We start from the raw sequence: 20,145 nt of genomic DNA, 5'->3' as shown, positions 1-20,145 counted from the left end.
CCGAGGGACTAGAGCGCGTCCGCTCCGTGAGCGCGCAACGCCTGGTCGTACTGCTGGAGGACCCACAATTCATTCTGCACGGAGGCCAGTTGCGCGGGGTCGCCGCCGTTGGCGAGACGGGCCAGCTGGGACTGGACGTCCTGGATGCGGCGCTCGACCGCGCGGCGGCGGATGACGACGAGGACGGTGCCCGCGTAAATGTCGTCCACGGTGCGGCGCAGGATCGGCTCGACGGCGAGTTCGGTGACCATGGCGCGCACGGTGTCGTCGGGCGCGGCCTCGCGGACCCGGACCAAATACTCCTGCGGATCGGTCACGCCGTACTCGGCACCGCCCGTCTCCGCGATGGTCTGGCGTACGGCGGCATAGGGGGCTGCCGTGAACTCGTCGATGCCGTAGGCGTCGAAGGCCGGGGAGACCAACTCGGGCCGCTGGAGGGCGAGTTTGAGCAGTTCGCGTTCGGCGGCGAAGACCGGGTTGCGCAGGGTGAGCGCGGGTCCCGAACTCGTCGGCCGGGGGGTCGTCTCCCACTGCTGCTGGGAGGCGCGGTTCGCCTGCGGCGGGGCGCCCTTGCCGCCGCGATCCCTTGCCCAGCGGGCGAGTTGGGCGACGCGCTTGACGACGAACTGGGTGTCGAGGATGCCGAGCATGCCCGCGAGGTCCACGGCGACCTCGTGCTGGGCGCCGCTGTTCTTGATGCGGGCGACGACCGGCGCGGCCTCGTCCAGCGCGGCCGCGCGGCCCGCCGGGGTGTCGAGGTCGTAGCGCGCCACGATCTGGCGGAGCGCGAACTCGAAGAGCGGGGTGCGGGGTTCGGTCAGGTCGGCGACCGCCTCGTCGCCCTTGGCGAGGCGGAGTTCGCAGGGGTCCATGCCGTCGGGGGCGATGGCGATGTAGGTCTCGGCGGCGAACTTCTGGTCGTCCTCGAAGGCGCGCAGCGCGGCCTTCTGTCCGGCGGCGTCGCCGTCGAAGGTGAAGATCACGCGGGCCGAGCCGTTGTCCATGAGCAGCCGGCGCAGGATCTTGATGTGGTCGCCGCCGAAGGCGGTGCCGCAGGTCGCGATGGCCGTCGTCACACCGGCGAGGTGGCAGGCCATGACGTCGGTGTAGCCCTCGACGACGACGGCCCGGCTGGACTTGGCGATCTGCTGCTTGGCGAGGTCGATGCCGTAGAGGACCTGCGACTTCTTGTAGATCGCGGTGTCGGGGGTGTTGAGGTACTTGGGCCCGTTGTCCGCCTCGTAGAGCTTGCGGGCGCCGAAGCCGACGACGTCGCCGCCGATGTCGCGGATGGGCCACATCAGACGGCCCCGGAAGCGGTCGATGGGGCCCCGGCGGCCGTCCTGGGCGAGCCCGGAGAGGATCAGTTCCTTGTCGCTGAAGCCCTTGCCGCGCAGGTAGCGGGTGAGGTGGTCCCAGCCCTGGGGGCTGTAGCCGACGCCGAAGTGGACGGCGGCGGCCTGGTCGAAGCCGCGCTCGGCGAGGAAGATCCGGCCGGTGTCGGCCTCGGGGCTGGTGGCGAGCTGTTCCGCGTACCACTGGGCGGCGATCTTGTGCGCCTCGACCAGGCGGATGCGCTCGCCGCGCTGGTGGGCGGGGTTGTACCCGCCCTCCTCGTAGCGCAGCGTGATCCCGGCCTGGCCCGCGAGGCGCTCGACGGCCTCGGAGAAGGAGAGGTGGTCCACCTTCATGACGAAGGTGATCGTGTCGCCGCCCTCCTGGCAGCCGAAGCAGTGGAAGAGACCCTTGCTCGGGCTGACCTGGAAGGACGGGGACTTCTCGTCGTGGAAGGGGCAGAGACCCTTGAGGTTGCCGCCGCCCGCGTTGCGCAGCTGGAGGTACTCGGAGACCACGGCGTCGATCGGGACCGCGTCCCGTACCGCCTTCACGTCCTCGTCGTTGATCCGTCCTGCCACGGATGAATTCTACGGGGGTCCGGCGGCCTTCCCCGCGCGCGGAGACCTCAGGGCACCAGCTCCGCGAGCGGGACGTGCGGGTCCGCCAGGGCCTCGGTGTCCACCACGGCCCGGGATCGCACCAGCCGCTGGATCGGCTCTGTGACGTCCCACACGTTGACGTTCATCCCGGCCAGCACCCGGCCCTCGCGCACCCAGAACGCGATGAACTCGCGCTTGCCCGCGTCGCCCCGGATCACCACCTGGTCGTAGGAGCCGGGGGGCGCCCAGCCGCTGTACTCCATGCCGAGGTCGTACTGGTCGGAGAAGAAGTACGGCAGCCGGTCGTAGGCGATGTCCTGGCCGAGCATGGCGCGGGCGGCGGCCGGGCCGCCGTTGAGGGCGTTGGCCCAGTGGTCGACGCGCAGCCGGGTGTCGAAGAGCGGGAGCGGGAAGCTGGCCACGTCTCCGGCGGCGTGGATGTCGGGGTCGGAGGTACGCAGGCGCTCGTCGACCGCGATGCCGCCGCCGAGGGAGCGGTCGGCGATCTCGAGCCCGGCGGCCTCGGCGAGGCCCGTGCGCGGGGCGGCGCCGATGGCGGCGAGCACGTCGTGCGCGGGGTGCTCCTCGCCGTCGTCGGTGCGGGCGGCGAGGACGACGCCGTCCTGGCCGACGATCCCGGTGAGGCGGACCCCGAAGTGGAAGCGGACCCCGTGCTCGCGGTGCAGCTCCGCGAAGAGGTTGCCCAGCTCGGGGCCGAGGACGCCGTACAGCGGGGTCGGTTCGGGCTCGATCACGGTGACCTCGGCGCCGTATTCGCGGGCCGCCGCCGCGACCTCCAGGCCGATCCAGCCCGCGCCCGCGATCACCAGGTGGCCGTTGTCCCGGCCGAGGGCGGCGAGGACGCCCTTGAGGCGCTCGGCGTGGGAGAGGCGGCGCAGATGGTGGACGCCCGCGAGCGAGGTGCCGGGGACCTCCAGGCGGCGGGGCTCGGAGCCGGTGACGAGCAGCAGCTTGTCGTAGCGGACGAGGGTGCCGTCGTCGCCGAAGCGCACGGTCTTCGCGGCGCGGTCGATCGCGTCCACGGTCTGGCCGAGATGCAGTTCGATGTCGTGGCGCGCGTACCAGGCGGGCTCGTGCACGAAGACGCTCTCGCGCTCCTCCTTGCCGAGCAGATAGCCCTTGGACAGCGGGGGTCGCTCGTAGGGATGGTCGCGTTCGTCGCAGATCAGTATCACCCGGCCGGTGAAGCCCTCCGCACGGAGCGTCTCGGCCGCCTTGGCCCCGGCGAGCCCGCCTCCGACGATGACGAACGTCTGATCCGCGTCGACCACTTGATGCCTCCTCATAGGGTGCCGCCTGCCGCCACAGGGGAGCGTCCCGCACGTGGCGTGCCGCGGGAAGGGGGAGTGACCCGATCAGGCCACCCGCAGGCACGTTCCTCCTACATATGCCCGGTGCTCCCGCCTCACTCCGTCGGCCGTGTCCCGTCGCTCCGGTCGCGTCCGGTCGGTCCGGACGTGTCCCGTCGCGTCCCGTCAGTCGCGTCCGGTGAGTCTCGCGTGCAGCGAGCGGGCCGAGGCGTCGGTCAGGGAGGCGATCTGGTCGACGATCACCCGCTTGCGCGCATGGTCGTCGGACGCCTCGTCGAACAGGGCCCGGAACTGCGGCTCCAGCCCTTCCGGGGCGCGCCGGGTCAGCGCCTCGGCCAGCTCCGCGACGACGATCCGCTGGTCGGCGCGGAGCAGCTCCTGCTCCGCGCGCTGCATGACGTACCGGTCGGCGACGGCCTTGAGCACCGCGCACTCCATGCGCGCCTCGCGGGGTACGACGAGTTCGGCGCCGTAGCGGGTCAGGCGCCCGGTGCCGTACGCCTCCCGGGTGCCGGCCTCCGCCGCGAGGCAGAAGCGGCCGATGAGCTGGCTGGTGGCGTCCTTGAGGCGGGCCTGCGCGGCCGCCGTGCCGTCGTAGCCGTGCGGCCACCACTCCTGGTCCTGGAGGCGGTCGAGGGCGGCGGCGAGTTCGGCGGGATCGGTGTCGGCGGGGACGTAGCGGCCGACGGCGACCTCGAAGACGGCGCGTCTCTCGGGCTCCGCCTGGAGGCAGTTGGGGTCGATGTGCCCGGCGTGCAGGCCGTCCTCGATGTCGTGCACCGAGTACGCCACGTCGTCGGACCAGTCCATGACCTGGGCCTCGAAGCAGGTGCGGGTGCCGGGGGCCTCCTTGCGGACCCAGTCAAAAACGGGGCGGTCGTCGTCGTAGACGCCGAACTTGGGGGACGCGGGGTCGGCCGGGTTCGCGCCGCGCGGCCAGGGGTACTTGGTGGCGGCGTCGAGGGTGGCGCGGGTGAGGTTGAGGCCGACGGAGCCCTCGGGGGTGAAGCGCTTGGGCTCGATGCGGGTGAGGAGGCGGAGGGACTGGGCGTTGCCCTCGAAGCCGCCGATGTCGTCGGCGAACTCGTTCAGCGCCTGTTCGCCGTTGTGGCCGAAGGGGGGATGGCCGAGGTCGTGCGCGAGGCAGGCGGCCTCGACGAGGTCGGGGTCGCAGCCGAGGGCCGCGCCCAGCTCGCGGCCCACCTGGGCGCACTCCAGGGAGTGCGTGAGCCGGGTACGGGGGCTCGCGTCCCAGGCGCGGCTGCGGGTGCCCGGCGTGACGACCTGGGTCTTGCCCGCGAGGCGGCGCAGCGCGGCGGAGTGCAGGATGCGGGCGCGGTCGCGCTGGAAGGCGGTGCGGCCGGGGCGTTTGTCGGGCTCGGGGGCCCAGCGCTCGGTGGACGCGGGGTCGTAGGAGCCGTGGGCGATGTCGGCGTCGTAGGCGTCGTCGGTCGAGGGGTGTGCGGTGCCTTCCATGCCTCGACAGTAAGCGGCGGCGGTGACGATCGGGGAAGGCGGTGCGGGCGATTGTCTGCTTGACGGTCTTTTGGGGGCGTGTCAGGCGGAGAGTTGTTCGACGGCCGGGCCGGTGTGGGTGAGTGCGGTGAGGTCGTCGCCGTCGGCGGGCGGGACGAAGCCGGGCGGGGTGACGTCGCGCAGCCGGCGGGCGAGCTGGGTGCCGATGCTGCTGATCAGGTGGGCGGTGCTGCCCAGGTCGGCGGGGAGATCGTCGCTGAGGAAATTCGGCACCGTCATGGGGGCATCCTGCCGCAGCGACGTTGCGTGTCCGTTGCCGTGTCGTCACGGACACACGGCGTACAGGGATGTGGGGTGTGAACCGAGTCGACCAGTTCAGCTGTGAACCGAGTCGACCAGGTCAGCCCCTGTGAACCGCATCCCCTTCCCGCGCGTCTCCCTGGGCGGAACACGATCACCCGGGGAGCCCGTATGAAAATCCGCCCGCCCCGCCTGCCGCGCACCCGGCGCGGGCAACGGCGTCTGCTCCAGGCCGTCATGGCCGGCTGCGTACTGGCACTGCTCCCCTCCGCCTGGCTGTACGTCTCGACGGCGGACCGGTTGCGGACGGCCGCGGACGTACCGCGCGAGCAGGTCGCCGTCGTCTTCGGCGCCGGACTCTGGGACGGCGAGCCGTCGCCGTACCTCGCGCACCGCCTCGACGCGGCGGCCCGCCTCTACCGCGCGGGCCGGATCGAGGCCGTCCTCGTCACCGGCGACAACAGCCGCGACGACTACGACGAGCCGGACGCCATGCACGCCTACCTCACCCGCCACGGCGTCCCCGCCACCCGCATCGTCGAGGACTACGCGGGCTTCGACACCTGGGACTCCTGCGTACGCGCCCGCAAGGTCTTCGGAGTGAACCGGGCGATCCTGATCAGCCAGGGCTTCCACATCCGCCGCGCGGTCGCCCTCTGCGAGGCGGCGGGCGTCCGCTCGTACGGCCTCGGCGTCTCCGAACCACACGACGCGACCTGGTACTACGGCGGCACCCGCGAGGTCTTCGCGGCGGCCAAGGCGAGCCTGGACGTGGTGTTCCGGCCCGATCCGCGGTTCCTGGGGCCGAGGGAGCGGGGGGTGGAGCGGGCGCTGGCGTCACGGGGGTGACGGGGCTTGGCGTCACGGGGGTGACGGGGAGCGGGGGCTTGGCGTGGCGGCGGTGACGAAAGGCGGGCACTCGGCGTCCCGGCGATGACGAGGAGCGGGCCGAGGTCCGCTGACGCCCCGTCGGACCGGTCACCCGTTCATCTGTGCCCGGCGCTCCATTCGTGTGCTCTTCCTCTTCCGCCCCGTACCCGCCCCTGACCTGCTGCGATACACCGCCACTAGCCCATGTGGGGCCGGTGACGACCACCCGTTCTCCGCAGTGGGGCCGCGTTCCCGGGAGGCGGGGCGGCCGCTCTGGCCTTTACCTCGGTAGGGCAGGGGCGCTCGCCCCTGGACGAGTCGCACCACGAGTCGGACAAGCCCTGGAGAGCACCATGCGTCGCACCGCCCGTCTGCTGACAGGTACCGCGCTCGCCGCGGCCGCGGCGGGGCTCGCCACCGCTCCGGCGGCCCACGCGGACGCGGCCCCGCTGCGGCCCGCCGTGGCCGGAAACCTGCGGCTGGGCGGCGCGGCGAGCGGCCTCCAGGTGTACCCGTCCACGACCACGCCGGGCAGCCAGGTCACGGTGAACACGGCGGCGTGCGGCGGACAGGGCGGCGCGCTCGGGGACGCGGGCGCGGTGGGGTCCGGGACGTTCCCGCTGGCGCCGAGCACGCACGAGGGCGAGGCGATCGGCCAGTTCCGGGTGCCGGAGGGCGCGCAGCCGGGGACGTACGAGATCGTCGCGCGGTGTGCCGAGGACGACCGGCAGGTGCGGGGCGACCTGAAGGTGGCGCTGAGCGCGGCGGGACCGCAGACGCAGCCGCGCGGCAGCCTGAAGACCGGGGTGGGTGGGGCGCCAGGCCCCGGCCCCTCACAGACCGCGGCGGGTGTGGCGGCGCTGGCCGTCGCCGCCGCGGGCGGTACCTGGCTCCTGCATCGCCGGGCGAGAGGCGACGGGATCTGACGGACACCCTCCGCTGTCCGTCGGCCGGTACCGCACGTCCCGCCCCCTCCGGGTCCGATGCCCCTCGTGGCCCGGAGGGGGACGGGGGTTTGGCCTCGTGGGAGGCGTGTGCACGGGAAGGGGGTTCACATGCGCAGACTGGGTGACGCGGCGATAGCCGCCGTGACGGTGGTGGCGCTGGCTGCCGGTGTCTGGCTGCTCGGCAACGGCACCGGCCCGCACGCCCCGCCCCAGCCCTCCGCCGCCGAGGGCCGCCCCGAACCGGGCGCCGAACACAGCGCGGCCCCCGCCCTCGACCCGTCCCCGCCGACCCGCGTCCGCATCCCCGCGATCCACGTGAACGCCCCCCTGATGGGCCTCGCCCTGACCCCCTCCGGCAGCCTGGACGTCCCGCCCCCGGCGGAAAAAAACCTGGCAGGCTGGTACGAGGCCGGCACCGCCCCCGGCTCCACCGGCACCGCCGTCGTCGCGGGCCACGTCGACAACACCGAAGGCCCCGCCGTCTTCTACGACCTCGGCGCGCTGAAGCGGGGCGCGGTGATCGAGGTGGACCGCGAGGACGCCACGATCGCGGTCTTCGCGGTCGACGCCGTCGAGGTCTACTCGGCGAAGAACTTCCCGGACGAGAAGGTCTACGGCGCGGCCGCGCGGCCGGAGTTGCGGGTCATCACGTGTGGGGGCGGGTACTCCAAGTCGACGGGGTATCAGGGGAACGTGGTGGTGTTCGCGCATCTGACGGGGAGCCGGCCCGGCTGAACACAACCTGCCCCGAGAGGCACCGCGTGAGGGTTCGGTTCAACCAGTCCTGCGGTGTGCGTGCCAGGCGGTGGCGGCAGCCGCGAGGCGCAGGGTCCACGGGTCGGGGTCGGCCGCGCTGATCTCGGACCAGACGTTGGCGTTGGCGGCGGCGAAGGCGGTGATGCCCTCGGCGGGGGCGGTGTGCCAGGAGGGGATCTCGGCGGCCCAGCGCTCGGCGGATGCGGGAGCGTGACCGGCGGCGATGAGCCAGATGACCCAGTAGCCGGCATCGAGCCAGGCCGCGCCACGGGTCGCCCAGGCCCAGTCGACCAGGCGGGCCCGATCGCCGTCGGCAGCATGATCGTCGACGAGGACGTTGGCGTTGTTCAGGTCGGTGTGGAGCAGGTGGGTCCCGGCGAAGAAGCGGAGGTCGTCGGGGTGGGCGGCGTAGTGCTCCAGACGCTGCTCGGCATGACGTAGCTCGATGCCGGGGCAGGAGGTCTCGCCGAGACGGCGCAGGAGTGAGGCGACTTCGGAGAGATCGGGGGAGCCGGGGGCGTAGTCGGCGTGGTGGCCGCCGAGAACTTCGAAGCCAAGGAGATCCCAACCGGCGGCCTCGACGCGCCAGCGGAGGGCAGGAGCCAGGCCGGTGAGGAAGGGGGCAACGGCGGCCTCCCGGCACTGGGTCCAGGCACGGGGGTGATCAGTGCGCAGGCCCTTGATGTGCCAGGTGCCCGTGGCGGAGGTGACGCGGGCCGCGATCTCGCTGTTGAAGCCCTCGGCGCCCTCCTCGACCGCGAAAAGGGGCCCGGTGTGCTCTTCGACGGCGGCGCGAGCGGCGGGCGGCAGCCGGTCGAGGCCGATGCGGATGGTCGCCATGGGGCTTCACTCTTCCACGGAAGCGGGTGCGGGCGTGGGCGGGCAGCGGTGCGGGGACTTCGGACGGGAGAACGTCCGGAAGCCCCCGCGGTCCGCGCGGCCGGTTGCCTACCGGTACGGGTTGTCGTCGTTGCAGCCCGGGATGGCCCCTTCGGTCAGCACCTCCAGGTCATCCAGGAGGATCACTCCCTCGGGCTCCCCCGGAACCGACGGTCGGGGGCTGATCTCCACCATGACCGACCTTGACTCGCCGCTGCAAACCTATCTGCGCTTACACCTCACTAACGGAAGAGGACTCATCAATTCCGTCTTCTATGTCAAGCTGGCCGCTCACACCCTTCAAGGCCAACTGCTCCGAGTTCGCCTTAAGGAGCATACTTATCGCAGACTGCCGCTCGGTGTCATCATTCAAGATGACCTCAACCTGAGAAGAGTGATAATGAACCTTCCCCTTGAGATTCTTCTTCCCAAGCACCGTAGTCATGCCTCTAAGAAGGTCGCCCTTAAGTTTATTCAACTCCTTGGCATGCCATTTGGGTGATATTCCGAACGTTGCCTCGCGCAGCAAGTCGTCACCCATCAACACTACTGAGTCGGGAACCCGCGCTGTGCCGAGCGCCCGCACAGCAGCGAGATAAAACCTCTCCAGCAGTTGGCGGTAGCAGTACGCTTTCTCATCCGGATTCTGATTTTCAGCTGTCGTTGGATCGTACGGAATGAGATACAACGGACGCGAATCGCCGCCAACCGCAGGTGAAACGAGAATTCGCCCTAGGATCGCCAGAAGATGCGGTTTATCACAGGGGCGACTCAGTCTCAGATCTGCCCAGAGGCCACTCTCATCTATCTCAAGACCAAGCGTCCCATAGGGCGCAGTCTCGAGCCCCGCCGCTTCCACTTCCGCACATATCTCTTCGAGACACCGCATCTGTAGATCAGCGTCCTCGGACGGAAGCGTGTAGAGAATGAATGCATCACCTGAAATGCTAAGCGCAGCTTCGGCATCCGCACCTGCCACCAGCAACTTGCGAGCCTGCCCAGCCGTGCTCGACTCAGATCCAAACCCAGATGCCTTGCACTCCATGACCAGGTGATCACCGGACTGGTGATGGTGGACCACAATGTCTGGCTCAGGTGGGGCTGGATTCCATCCAATGGATACCAGTTTAGTTTTGACGTGTGTGGCGAATGGGAATCGCGGACCCAGCGCCCTAAGCCGGTATCCAGCCTCAAAGTACGGTCGACTCGCACTTACCCCCTCTGCCTGGTCAGAGACGAGCCACAAACACGAATTGACCTGAAAAACAGGATCACGAGTGAGCAATTCCCCCCCTTGGGTGCAGCTCTACACAGCAACGGTCGGGATCAGCGTGCCGTATTCTTTGTTCCCGATGTAGGCAGTCACTTTCGGATCGATGAACCGCTGGATGTTTGAAACCAGTCGATTAACCGAATTTCCGCATGTGCCGTGCGGAAGGACGGCTACAATGCGCGCGGGCGTGAACTCCATAACCAGTGGCTGCCATAGGTGCTGGTCAATGGCATTCGCGTGAACCTTGGTTCCATTGAGCCACTTTGCATAGCCAGTAAGCCTGAACCTGTTCCGCCGGTTATTGAAGATACTCAAGACCCACCGCCGAAAAATATCCTCCGCAAGAGGCTTACTGAATACAATCTCAGCAACCGAACCGACGCTGGCCCCACCAAAGGAGCTGGACGGAGATACGGAAGTCCAGAGTTGCCGCTCGACACTACGCGTCAATGATCTATACATCTCCACCACGCCATGCAGCGTGCTGCGGTGGTCGACGAAAGAGCCGCTACGATTTGTGACCTTGCCGTCGTAGTAAAGGTCGTGACCTCCGCGACCCTGCGCAGGGAGGCGCATCTGCGTAATAGAGGCGAGTGGCGCATACTCCTGCTGGAGTGGATCCATCTTCTGTGCCATTACCTCGAGCTTATCGACCATGGTAAAGCGCGACGTTCGCCGTTCATCAGGGAGATACTCGCCGGCCTCTTCCTCCGACACTTCGTAGATGGACTCGTGCTCGAACGTGATCTTGCCGTAACGTCGTCCACTGTTCCCCGCTAGGACATTGGTCCACAACGCCAAGAAGGACTGAGACGAAAGCCATAGATGATCGAGAAAGGGGTTCACCGAAACGGCCGAGCGAACTAGCTTGTCTGACTGATTCGATGGGAGCAACGTATAAAGCGTCAGGTACCTATTGTCAACTTGCTCAACTAGGGCAACGCGCTCGCCGTTCTCTGTGGAGATCTCGTAAGCACTCCTTTCCCTGGAAAGCTGAGCCGCCTGAAGTCCGCTCCTCGAAAACAGTTCTTCAACAGACAAACGGGAATTCGGGTTGCCGCCATCCACAGTCTCTAGGATGTAGCTTTTCTGCAGCCCGGCAGCAAGCTTTTTGTCTTCTAGTTGTCGAACTTTCGATCCGTCGCCAGAGAAATAGTCAAAGTAATCAGATTTTTGATCAAACTTCGGCAACAGGGCGTTCTGCGGTACTTTCATTGCCCCCCCTAGCTCCGCGCTCGCCGCATGTCAACGCCAGATCGTACCCGCTGTAAGTGACTGTTAACAGAGCTATACCACGGCCGAGGTGAGCCCATACCACCTCCCATCATGATCGTCGCAACGTGCCATCCCCGGAGCTAGCCACCAGGATGGAGGCCGTTGCAAGTTGGGGGCGGTGCCGGCCCTGAAGGCCCCCACCACAGGTCAGATAGACGATCAGGCGTGGGGCAGTGAGTGCCATCCGATCCGATGACGCCGAGGCCATACTTCAGGCCAAGAACAATCGGCTCTTCTGCCGACGGCACCGAACCGCAGTGCTATGTCTGCACGTGCTGCGTGACAAGACCGGACGAGACCAAGATGACCAGTGGGACGGGTCTGATGGCAGCGAGGGTGTGCCCCAACACCATTCAGCAAGCCCAGCACGGTGTCGACGCACACCATTCAGACTTATCTGCGAGTACTTGCCTGCAACTTCTAAGCGCCGGTCCCAGGCCGTCCTCGGGCCCGTGGAAAGGCGCTCAAGGATGACCAACGTCGACCACTACCGACAGCTCAGCAGCAGGTCAGAGCGTTGATCGATGAGGCGGCCGCAGGTCACGGCCGCCCGTGATCAATTGTGGCTGTAGAGAACGGCCGCAGGCACGCCCCCCCCCTGGCGACTACCACCACACGTGACAAGCCCGAGCCGCACCCGCAGGGCACAACAGTTCCATGCAGGTTCAGCGACAACCAACGCCAGCAAACGCTATTTGGCCTGCTCAGCGACGTATCTTGGCAGTCCCCCCAGCTCATGCACGAAAGGGCGGCACCCCCGCACAGGGTGCCGCCCCTTCTTTGTGGCGCCGGAGCCGTCGGCGATCGGTGGTGAGGGTCGGGGACCGTCGACGGCTCCGGGGTTGGGGAGGGGCGGGTGCCGCCCCGGAGGGATCAGCGGTGGTCGCTCCCCCTGGACTCCGTCGCCGCGCGGCCCGCCTCAAGGCGGGCGACCGGGATGCGGAACGGGGAGCAGGAGACGTAGTCGAGGCCGACCTCGTGGAAGAAGTGGACCGACTCGGGGTCGCCGCCATGTTCGCCGCAGACGCCGAGCTTCAGGTCGGGGCGGGTCGAACGGCCTGCCGCGGCAGCCGACTTGACCAGGGAGCCGACCCCGTCCTTGTCGATCGTCTCGAACGGGGAGACGCCGAAGATGCCCTTCTCCAGGTACGCCGTGAAGAACGAGGCCTCCACGTCGTCCCGGCTGAAGCCCCACACCGTCTGGGTGAGGTCGTTCGTGCCGAAGGAGAAGAACTCGGCCGCCTCAGCGATCTGACCGGCGGTCAGCGCGGCGCGCGGGAGTTCGATCATCGTGCCGATCGCGAGCTTCAGGCGCGTACCCGTCGCCGCTTCCACCTCCGCGATGACCTGGTCGGCCTCCTCGCGGACGATCTCCAGCTCCTGGACGGTGCCGACCAGCGGGATCATGATCTCGGCGCGTGGGTCGCCCTTGGCGGTCTTGCGCTCGGCCGCGGCCTCCGCGATGGCGCGGACCTGCATGGTGAAGAGGCCGGGGATGACCAGGCCGAGACGTACACCCCGCAGGCCCAGCATCGGGTTCTGCTCGTGCAGGCGGTGGACCGCCTGGAGGAGGCGGAGTTCGTTCTCGTGCGGCTCCTGGCGAGATTCCGCCAGAGCGACGCGGACCGACAGTTCGGTGATGTCGGGGAGGAACTCGTGCAGCGGCGGGTCGAGGAGACGTACCGTCACCGGCAGGCCGTCCATCGCCTCGAACAGCTCGACGAAGTCCTTCTTCTGCAGCGGGAGCAGCTGCTTCAGGGACTCCTCGCGCTCCGTCTCCGTGTCGGCCAGGATCAGCCGCTCGACCAGCTCACGCCGGTCCCCGAGGAACATGTGCTCGGTGCGGCACAGCCCGATGCCCTGGGCGCCGAAGCGGCGGGCGCGCAGCGCGTCCTCGGCGTTGTCGGCGTTGGCGCGCACGCGGAGGCGCCGCTTGCGGTCGGCGAAGGCCATCATCCGGTGCACGGCCTCGACCAGCTCGTCGGCGTCGTCGGCGCCCGGGTGCATCCGGCCCTCGAAGTACTCGACGACGGGAGAGGGGACGACCGGGACCTCACCGAGGTACACCTTGCCGGAGGAGCCGTCGATGGAGATGACGTCGCCCTCCTCGACCACGTGACCGCCCGGCACCGTCATCCGGCGCCGCTTGGTGTCGACCTCCAGCTCCTCCGCGCCGCAGACACAGGTCTTGCCCATGCCGCGCGCGACCACGGCCGCGTGGGAGGTCTTGCCGCCGCGCGACGTGAGGATGCCCTCGGCGGCGATCATGCCGTCCAGGTCGTCGGGGTTGGTCTCCCGGCGGACCAGGATGACCTTCTCGCCGGAGCGGGACCACTTGACGGCGGTGTACGAGTCGAAGACCGCCTTGCCGACCGCCGCGCCCGGCGAGGCCGCGATGCCCCGCCCGACCTGCTCGGCCTTGGCGTCCTCGTCGAAGCGGGGGAACATCAGCTGGGCGAGCTGGGCGCCGTTGACCCGCTGGAGCGCCTCGGTCTCGTCGATCAGGCCCTGGTCCACGAGCTGGGTGGCGATACGGAACGCCGCGCCCGCGGTGCGCTTGCCGACCCGGGTCTGGAGCATCCACAGCTTGCCGCGCTCGATGGTGAACTCGATGTCGCAGAGGTCCAGGTAGTGGTTCTCCAGCGTCTCCATGATCTGCATGAGCTGGTCGTACGACGCCTTGTCGATGCTCTCCAGCTCCGCCAGCGAGACGGTGTTGCGGATGCCCGCGACCACGTCCTCGCCCTGGGCGTTCTGGAGGTAGTCGCCGTAGACGCCCTGCTGGCCCGAGGCGGGGTCGCGGGTGAAGGCGACGCCGGTGCCGGAGTCGGGGCCGAGGTTGCCGAAGACCATGGAGCACACGTTGACGGCGGTGCCGAGGTCGCCCGGGATGCGCTCCTGGCGGCGGTAGAGCTTGGCCCGGTCGCCGTTCCACGAGTCGAAGACGGCCTTGATCGCGAGGTCCATCTGCTCGCGCGGGTCCTGCGGGAAGTCCCGGCCCGCCTCGCCCTTGACGATCTTCTTGAAGGCGGTGACCAGCTTCTTCAGGTCGGCCGCGTCGAGTTCGGTGTCGACCTGGACGCCCTTGGCCTCCTTGGCCTGCTCCAGCGCCTCCTCGAACAGCTCGCCGTCGACGCCGAGGACGGTCTTGCCGAACATCTGGATGAGGCGGCGGTAGGAGTCCCAGGCGAAGCGCTCGTCGCCGGCCTGCTTGGTCAGGCCCTTCACGGACTTGTCCGACAGGCCGATGTTCAGGACGGTGTCCATCATGCCGGGCATGGAGAACTTGGCGCCCGAACGGACAGAGACCAGCAGCGGGTCGTCGGCCTGGCCGAGCTTCTTGCCCATGCGCTGCTCCAGCGCGTCGAGGTGCGCACTCACCTCGTCACGCAGTGCCGCGGGCTCCTCCCCGCTGTCGAGGTAGACCTTGCACGCCTCGGTGGTGATGGTGAAGCCGGGAGGGACCGGCAGTCCGAGGTTGGTCATCTCGGCGAGGTTGGCGCCCTTGCCACCGAGCAGGTCCTTGAGGTCCTTGTTCCCCTCGGTGAAGTCGTAGACGAACTTCGCTACGTGAGGCTCTTTGTTTTCCGGCACGGGTCTCGACTCCTTGAGGCCGCGGTGGCTGCCCTGACGGCGAGGAACATACCCAGATCGAAGGCATCTGGGTACGTCCAGCAGTGCGTCATAAGCCTGTAACCAGCCGTCTGCCACAGGTTCTAAAGCAAAGGCAGGGCAAGGGCACGGCCACTCGTGTTTTCAACTCTTGAACGCAAGCCTCCGTTCAGGCGGACCTGGGCGCTCATTTGAGCTATCTTCGGCGCGTTTGAGTTCGATCATTGAACGACCAAGAGGTGGCACCGAGTGCCACCCCTTGGAGAAGTGCAACCGCCGAAGATCCGCTCATCTGAGCGCTCCCCTTATCAAGGGTGGCGAGAATCACGCTGCCACAGGCCCCGGATTTTCACCATGCGGACGGGGACACGGGCCGGAAACGCACGCGTCACACCCCCAGCGCCGCCAACCGCTCCTCCGCCCGCTCCGGCGCGTACAGGTGCTCCACGACCAGAGCCCCCGCGCCGATCACCCCCGCCCGCTCCCCCAGTCGCGCGGTGACGACGTCCAGGTGGGCCGTGGAGCGGGGCAGGGCGCGCTGGTAGAGGAGTTCGCGGACGCCGGTCACGAAGGGGGTGCCCGCGAGGTCGCCCGCGATCATCAGGACGCCGGGGTTGAGCAGGGTGACGACGGTGGCCAGCACGTCTCCGACCTGGCGGCCGGCCTCGCGGGCCAGCGCCGCCGCCTGGGGGTCGCCCGCCGCGAGGAGTTCGCGTACGTCGGAGCCGGACTCGGCCGGCACTCCCGCCTCCGCGAGCCGCCGGGCCACGGCGCCCCCGCTGGCGACGGCCGCGAGGCAGCCGTAGGAGCCGCACCGGCACAGCGCGTCGGTGCCGACCCGGATGTGCCCGATGTCGCCCGCGCCGCCGTCGATGCCCCGGTAGAGCGCGCCGTCCACGACGACCCCGGCGCCGATGCCGGTGGACACCTTGACCAGCACGAACGCCGCGCAGTCGGGGTGTCCGGTGCGCTGCTCGCCGTAGGCCATGAGGTTGGCGTCGTTGTCCACGAGGACCGGGACGGCGGGGGCGCCGGTGTGTTCGGTGAAGGCGCGGGAGAGGCGGCCCCTTATGTCGTAGCCGTCCCAGCCGGTCATCATCGGGGGCTGGATCACCTGGCCGGTCTCGCTGTCCACGGGGCCGGGCACACCGAGCCCGATGCCGCAGACCTCCTCGGGGCGGTGGCCCGCCTGGTCGAGCAACCGGGCGAACCAGCGGCCGAGTTCGGCGAGGACCGCCTCGGGGCCGTCCTCCACGACGAGGGTGCCGGAGTGCTCGGCCAGGATCTCGCCGGTCAGGGTGAGGACGGCGGCGCGGGCGTGCCGGGTGTCCAGATCGGCGGCGAGGACGACCGCGTGCGAGCCGTCGAACTCCAGGGTGACGGCGGGGCGCCCGCCGAGCGGGGAGTCCACCGGACCGCCCGCGCCCTCGCGCAGCCAGCCCGCGCGGAAGAGCCGGTCCAGGCGCTGGCCGACGGTCGCGCGGGACAGCCCGGTCATCTGCTGGAGGGCGCCGCGAGTGACCGCGCGCCCGCTGCGTACCAGTTCGAGCAGGTCCCCGGCGCTCGACTGAGCGCCTCCCCTGGCTGTCTTTCCCGTCCTGCCGACCCGTCCGGTCATGCACACCCCCTTGTGTTCCTCAAGCTTGCATTACATATTGAGTTTTGCGTGTTAAATAGACGTAACCCTGCGGTAGACACAACCAAACCTGGCCGGCCGGACGTCTTCGGGGAGCCCCGAGTGGATCGCACTGCCCAGCTCACTGCCCGTGTCACGGAGCGCGAGATCGCATACGATCCGCCACCCACGACATCGCTGCACGTCAGGGCGGCCCGCGTATTGCGGACGAACTGGACGGGTGCCTCAACGGTCCCCTCGCGGAGCCTGTATCCGCACCAGTGGTCCTGGGACTCGGCGTTCATCGCGATCGGGCTGCGCCATCTCTCGCCGCTGCGGGCCCAGACCGAACTGGAGACGCTGCTTGCGGCGCAGTGGGCCGACGGGCGCGTGCCGCACATCGTCTTCCACCCCTCCGTGCCGCTCGACGCGTACTTCCCGAGCCCCGACTTCTGGCGCTCCTCGGCCGCCGGACGCGCCGCGGGCGCCCCGCGCACGGTACAGACGTCCGGCATCGTGCAGCCACCCGTGCATGCGCTGGCCGCGTGGCTGGTGCACCGGGCCGACCCGGGCCTGTCGCGGGCGCGCGGTTTCCTCGCCCGGGTCTATCCCCGGCTGGCGGCCTGGCACCGCTATCTGCTGCACCGGCGGGACCTCGGCGGGGGCGGACTGGTGTCGGTGGTGCATCCCTGGGAGCAGGGGATGGACAACAGCCCTTGCTGGGACGCCCCGTTGGCCCGCGTCTCCCCCGCCCCGGCCCGCTCCTTCCGCCGCGCGGACCTCGCCCACGGCTCGCCCGAGGACCGGCCGACGGATCTGGACTACGGGCGGTACGTGCGGCTCGCGGCCGACTACCGGGACGGTGAATACGCCGACGGGGGCGGGGAGTTCGCCGTGGAGGACCCGGCGTTCAACGCGCTGCTCATCGCCTCCGAGCACGCCCTCGCCGAGATCGCCCGCGAGCTGGGCGCCCCCGGCACCGCCCGCCACGCGCGCGCCGAGCGGCTGACGGCGGCCCTGGTGGAGCGACTGTGGGACACGTCGTACGGCATGTTCCTCTGCCGGGACCTGCGCGGCGGCGGGTTGGTGCGCGAGCGGGGCGTGACGGGACTGGTCCCGCTGCTGTTGCCGGGGCTGCCCCGCGAGGTGTCCGCAGCGCTCGTACGCACCCTGCGCGGCCCGCACTTCGGGCTCGGCTCGACCACTCGACTGGTGCCCAGTTACGACCTGTTGGGCGACGCGTTCGACCCGCACCGCTACTGGCGCGGCCCGGCCTGGTTCAACACCGCGTGGCTGGTCGAGCGGGGGCTGCGGGCTTACGGAGAGCGGCAGTTGGCGGACGGCCTGCGCACCGCCTTTCTGCGCACGGCGGACACCTCGGGCTTCGCGGAGTACGTCGCCCCGCACACCGGCGCGGCCTGCGGGGCACCGGCGTTCGGCTGGACGGCGGCCCTCACTCTCGACCTGCTGCACGGGGAGCCGGGGACCAACGGGCGCATGGACAAAGGCGATTCGCACGACACGCTCCTGAGCCACAGCGGCGGCAGGACGGACGAGGGAGGGGACCGATGACGGAGCGGCATCATCTGTTCGTGCGCGGGGCGACGTTCGCCGCCGTGGGCGACCGGGGCGACATCGGCGGAGTGCGCGGCGGGAGTTCGCCGGACGGCGTGTTCGTGCGGGACGCCCGGCATCTCAGCCGCTGGCAGCTCACCGTGGACGGCGCGGTGCCGGAGGTGCTGACGCCGGTCGCGGACGGGGACACGGCGCGCTGTGTCCTGGTGCCGCGCGGGGGGCGTCAGGAGCCGCCGCCGTACACCCTGTGGCGCGAACAGGCCGTCGGGGACCGGGCGTTCGTGGAGTCCCTGAAGGTGACCAGCAATCTCGCGGTGACCGCCACGGTGCGGCTCGCGCTCACCGTGGACGTCGACTTCGCCGACCAGTTCGAGCTGCGCTCCGACCACCGTACGTACGCCAAGGCGGGGGCGGTACGCACCCGCCAAGTCCTGGACGACGGGATCGAGTTCGGTTACCGGCGCGGCGAGTGGCGCTCCTGTACGTCCGTCACCGCCGATCCGGCGCCGGAGGCGGTGGAGGAGACCGGTACGGGGGCGCGGCGGCTGGTGTGGACGCTCGAACTGCCCCCGTACGGCAGCGCGGAGCTGCTGTTGCGGGTGATGGCCCGGCCGCACGGCGACCGGCGCGCGGTGCGGGTGCCGCGCTCGCCCGCCGCCGTGCGGGAACAACTCCGGGATCTCCAGGTCCGGTTCGTGGAGGGCGTCGCCTTCCCGACCGGCTGGCCCGAGCTGGCGGCGGCGTGTGCGCGGGGTCTTGACGACCTGGCCTCGCTCCAGGTTCCGGCGACCGGGCCGGACGGGGAGGAGCTGCGCGTACCGGCGGGCGGGGCGCCCTGGTTCCTGGCCCTGCTCGGCCGGGACGCCCTGCTGACCGCGCTGTTCGCGCTGCCGTACCGGCCGCAGTTGGCCGCCGCGACCTTGCCCGCCCTCGCCGCCACTCAGGCGACCGGCACCGGCCGCTCCCCGCTCGCCCAGCCCGGCAAGATCGTGCACGAGGTGCGCCACGGCGAGCTGGCCCACTTCGGGCAGGTGCCGTACGGGCGGTACTACGGCTCGGTCGACGCCACCCCGCTCTTCCTCGTCCTGCTCGGCGCGTACGTGGAGCGCACGGGGGACGCGGCGCTCGCCCGGCGCCTGGAGCCGCACGCCCGCGCGGCGATCGGCTGGATGCTGGACCACGGCGGGCTGACCTCGCGCGGCTATCTGGTCTACCGCGCCGACGAGGGCGGCCTCGCCAACCAGAACTGGAAGGACTCCCCCGGCGCGATCTGCTGCGCGGACGGCACCCGGCCGACCGGCGCGGTGATGGCGGCGGGCGCGCAGGGGTACGCCTACGACGCGCTGCGCCGTACGGCGTGGGTGGCGCGGACGGTGTGGGACGACGCGACGTACGCCGCGCTCCTGGAGCAGGCGGCGGCCGACCTCCGCGACCGTTTCCAGCGGGACTTCTGGATGCGGGAACGCTCCTTCCCCGCGCTCGCGCTGGACGGCGAGGGGCGCCGGATCGACGCGCTGGCCTCCGACGCGGGGCATCTGCTGTGGTCGGGGCTGCTGGACAAGGAGTACGGGGAGCTGGTCGGCCGCCGCCTCCTCGAGCCGGACTTCTTCTCCGGCTGGGGCGTCCGCACGCTGGCCTCCGGCCAGGCGGCCTACCACCCGCTCTCCTACCACCGGGGCTCGGTCTGGCCGCACGACAACGCGCTCATCGCCCTCGGCCTCGCCCGCTACGGCCTCCACGACGAGGCCCGCGCGGTCGCCCACGGCCTGGTGGACGCGGCGACGGCGGGCGGTCACCGGCTCCCCGAGGTGCTGGCGGGCTACGACCGCGACACCCACCCCGAGCCGGTGCCGTACCCGCACGCCTGCGTACGGGAATCCCGCTCGGCGGCGGCTCCGCTCGCGCTCCTCACCGCGGTCGGAGGTGCGTGACATCAGCCTTGACCGGGCGTTTGCCCGGTATTTGCCGAGCGCCCTGAACGTGGGCCGGTGGCAGCCCGTACGAATGGACGGCGGGCCAGGCTGACCGGTCCCGACCGGTCCCGCCCAGCCTCCCCAGCGCGGCCCGCCTCCTCCCCCCACCCCAGCCCGCGCACGGAAGGACCCCCGGGTTGCCTCAGCAAAAGAACACGAGCCATTCACCGAGCGGGGCCCCTGCGGGGGGCGCGGACGGGGACTCCGGCCGGGCGGGGACGAACACTTCCGTGAGGTCCGTGGACACGGGGGCCGCCCCGGGGGGCTCCGCTTCGGCCGGGGGCGCGACTGCCACTTCCGTGGAGGACGTGGACACGGACTCCGCC

At 70.0% G+C, this 20,145-nt stretch carries 15 protein-coding genes; 5 read left to right on the top strand and 10 right to left on the bottom strand.

What is annotated here, in order from left to right:
• Positions 1-8 precede the first annotated feature (8 nt).
• The 4 genes from dnaG to AB0E91_RS30000 all read right to left on the bottom strand — a co-directional run bounded on the left by dnaG (position 9) and on the right by AB0E91_RS30000 (position 5,023).
• Positions 9-1,916, bottom strand: a complete 1,908-nt coding sequence (dnaG, locus tag AB0E91_RS30015; RefSeq protein ID WP_361788297.1) for a DNA primase — start codon at positions 1,914-1,916, stop codon at positions 9-11.
• Positions 1,917-1,963: 47 nt separating this feature from the next.
• A complete protein-coding gene (locus tag AB0E91_RS30010; protein ID WP_361788295.1) occupies positions 1,964-3,229 on the bottom strand; it encodes an FAD-dependent oxidoreductase in 1,266 nt (421 codons plus the stop codon).
• Between the two features lie 204 nt (positions 3,230-3,433).
• Positions 3,434-4,744: a deoxyguanosinetriphosphate triphosphohydrolase gene (locus tag AB0E91_RS30005; RefSeq protein WP_361788293.1), complete on the bottom strand. Its 1,311-nt coding sequence runs from the start codon at positions 4,742-4,744 to the stop codon at positions 3,434-3,436.
• A gap of 81 nt (positions 4,745-4,825) precedes the next feature.
• Positions 4,826-5,023, bottom strand: a complete 198-nt coding sequence (locus AB0E91_RS30000; RefSeq protein WP_361788291.1) for a hypothetical protein — start codon at positions 5,021-5,023, stop codon at positions 4,826-4,828.
• A 192-nt stretch (positions 5,024-5,215) separates the two neighbouring features.
• Here AB0E91_RS30000 and AB0E91_RS29995 point away from each other — a divergent pair, with 192 nt between their 5' ends.
• The 3 genes from AB0E91_RS29995 (at position 5,216) to AB0E91_RS29985 (ending at position 7,596) form a co-directional block, all read left to right on the top strand.
• Positions 5,216-5,893: an ElyC/SanA/YdcF family protein gene (locus tag AB0E91_RS29995; protein ID WP_361788289.1), complete on the top strand. Its 678-nt coding sequence runs from the start codon at positions 5,216-5,218 to the stop codon at positions 5,891-5,893.
• Between the two features lie 374 nt (positions 5,894-6,267).
• Positions 6,268-6,840 carry a hypothetical protein gene (locus tag AB0E91_RS29990; protein WP_361788287.1) on the top strand — a complete coding sequence of 191 codons (573 nt, stop codon included), beginning with the start codon at positions 6,268-6,270 and terminating at the stop codon, positions 6,838-6,840.
• Between the two features lie 129 nt (positions 6,841-6,969).
• The gene (locus AB0E91_RS29985; RefSeq protein ID WP_361788285.1) at positions 6,970-7,596 is read left to right on the top strand and encodes a class F sortase; all 627 of its coding nucleotides are present in this window, start codon (positions 6,970-6,972) and stop codon (positions 7,594-7,596) included.
• A gap of 39 nt (positions 7,597-7,635) precedes the next feature.
• Here AB0E91_RS29985 and AB0E91_RS29980 read toward each other — a convergent pair whose 3' ends face one another.
• The 6 genes from AB0E91_RS29980 to AB0E91_RS29955 form a co-directional block, all read right to left on the bottom strand.
• Positions 7,636-8,457: an aminoglycoside phosphotransferase gene (locus AB0E91_RS29980; protein WP_361788283.1), complete on the bottom strand. Its 822-nt coding sequence runs from the start codon at positions 8,455-8,457 to the stop codon at positions 7,636-7,638.
• A 108-nt stretch (positions 8,458-8,565) separates the two neighbouring features.
• A complete protein-coding gene (locus tag AB0E91_RS29975; RefSeq protein ID WP_361788281.1) occupies positions 8,566-8,691 on the bottom strand; it encodes a hypothetical protein in 126 nt (41 codons plus the stop codon).
• A gap of 37 nt (positions 8,692-8,728) precedes the next feature.
• On the bottom strand, positions 8,729-9,541 hold the full coding sequence (locus AB0E91_RS29970) for a hypothetical protein (RefSeq protein ID WP_361788279.1): 813 nt from the start codon (positions 9,539-9,541) through the stop codon (positions 8,729-8,731).
• 261 nt (positions 9,542-9,802) lie between these two features.
• A complete protein-coding gene (locus tag AB0E91_RS29965) occupies positions 9,803-10,984 on the bottom strand; it encodes a hypothetical protein (protein ID WP_361788277.1) in 1,182 nt (393 codons plus the stop codon).
• A 933-nt stretch (positions 10,985-11,917) separates the two neighbouring features.
• Entirely contained in the window at positions 11,918-14,638 is a 2,721-nt protein-coding gene (gene ppdK / locus AB0E91_RS29960; protein ID WP_361788275.1) for a pyruvate, phosphate dikinase, read from the bottom strand.
• A gap of 406 nt (positions 14,639-15,044) precedes the next feature.
• Positions 15,045-16,274: an ROK family protein gene (locus tag AB0E91_RS29955; RefSeq protein ID WP_361788273.1), complete on the bottom strand. Its 1,230-nt coding sequence runs from the start codon at positions 16,272-16,274 to the stop codon at positions 15,045-15,047.
• Positions 16,275-16,394: 120 nt separating this feature from the next.
• Here AB0E91_RS29955 and AB0E91_RS29950 point away from each other — a divergent pair, with 120 nt between their 5' ends.
• Both AB0E91_RS29950 and AB0E91_RS29945 read left to right on the top strand, forming a co-directional pair.
• Complete coding sequence (locus AB0E91_RS29950; RefSeq protein WP_361788271.1) at positions 16,395-17,843, top strand: trehalase family glycosidase; 1,449 nt, start codon at positions 16,395-16,397, stop codon at positions 17,841-17,843.
• Positions 17,840-19,777, top strand: a complete 1,938-nt coding sequence (locus AB0E91_RS29945; RefSeq protein ID WP_361788269.1) for a glycogen debranching N-terminal domain-containing protein — start codon at positions 17,840-17,842, stop codon at positions 19,775-19,777. Before AB0E91_RS29950 ends, AB0E91_RS29945 begins: the two co-directional genes overlap by 4 nt.
• Positions 19,778-20,145: the final 368 nt, after the last annotated feature.

This window comes from Streptomyces sp. NPDC026659, from assembly GCF_040638245.1.
Taxonomy (GTDB): Bacteria; Actinomycetota; Actinomycetes; order Streptomycetales; family Streptomycetaceae; genus Streptomyces.
This window is presented reverse-complemented; position numbering and strand designations above follow the sequence as displayed.

Coding starts and splice junctions, on each gene's coding strand:
- AB0E91_RS30005 (WP_361788293.1), bottom strand. CDS start 4,744: ATGGAAGGCACCGCACACCCCTCGACCGACGACGCCTACGACGCCGAC.
- AB0E91_RS30000 (WP_361788291.1), bottom strand. CDS start 5,023: ATGACGGTGCCGAATTTCCTCAGCGACGATCTCCCCGCCGACCTGGGC.
- AB0E91_RS29995 (WP_361788289.1), top strand. CDS start 5,216: ATGAAAATCCGCCCGCCCCGCCTGCCGCGCACCCGGCGCGGGCAACGG.
- AB0E91_RS29990 (WP_361788287.1), top strand. CDS start 6,268: ATGCGTCGCACCGCCCGTCTGCTGACAGGTACCGCGCTCGCCGCGGCC.
- AB0E91_RS29985 (WP_361788285.1), top strand. CDS start 6,970: ATGCGCAGACTGGGTGACGCGGCGATAGCCGCCGTGACGGTGGTGGCG.
- AB0E91_RS29980 (WP_361788283.1), bottom strand. CDS start 8,457: ATGGCGACCATCCGCATCGGCCTCGACCGGCTGCCGCCCGCCGCTCGC.
- AB0E91_RS29975 (WP_361788281.1), bottom strand. CDS start 8,691: ATGGTGGAGATCAGCCCCCGACCGTCGGTTCCGGGGGAGCCCGAGGGA.
- AB0E91_RS29970 (WP_361788279.1), bottom strand. CDS start 9,541: ATGGAGTGCAAGGCATCTGGGTTTGGATCTGAGTCGAGCACGGCTGGG.
- AB0E91_RS29965 (WP_361788277.1), bottom strand. CDS start 10,984: ATGAAAGTACCGCAGAACGCCCTGTTGCCGAAGTTTGATCAAAAATCT.
- AB0E91_RS29955 (WP_361788273.1), bottom strand. CDS start 16,274: ATGACCGGACGGGTCGGCAGGACGGGAAAGACAGCCAGGGGAGGCGCT.
- AB0E91_RS29945 (WP_361788269.1), top strand. CDS start 17,840: ATGACGGAGCGGCATCATCTGTTCGTGCGCGGGGCGACGTTCGCCGCC.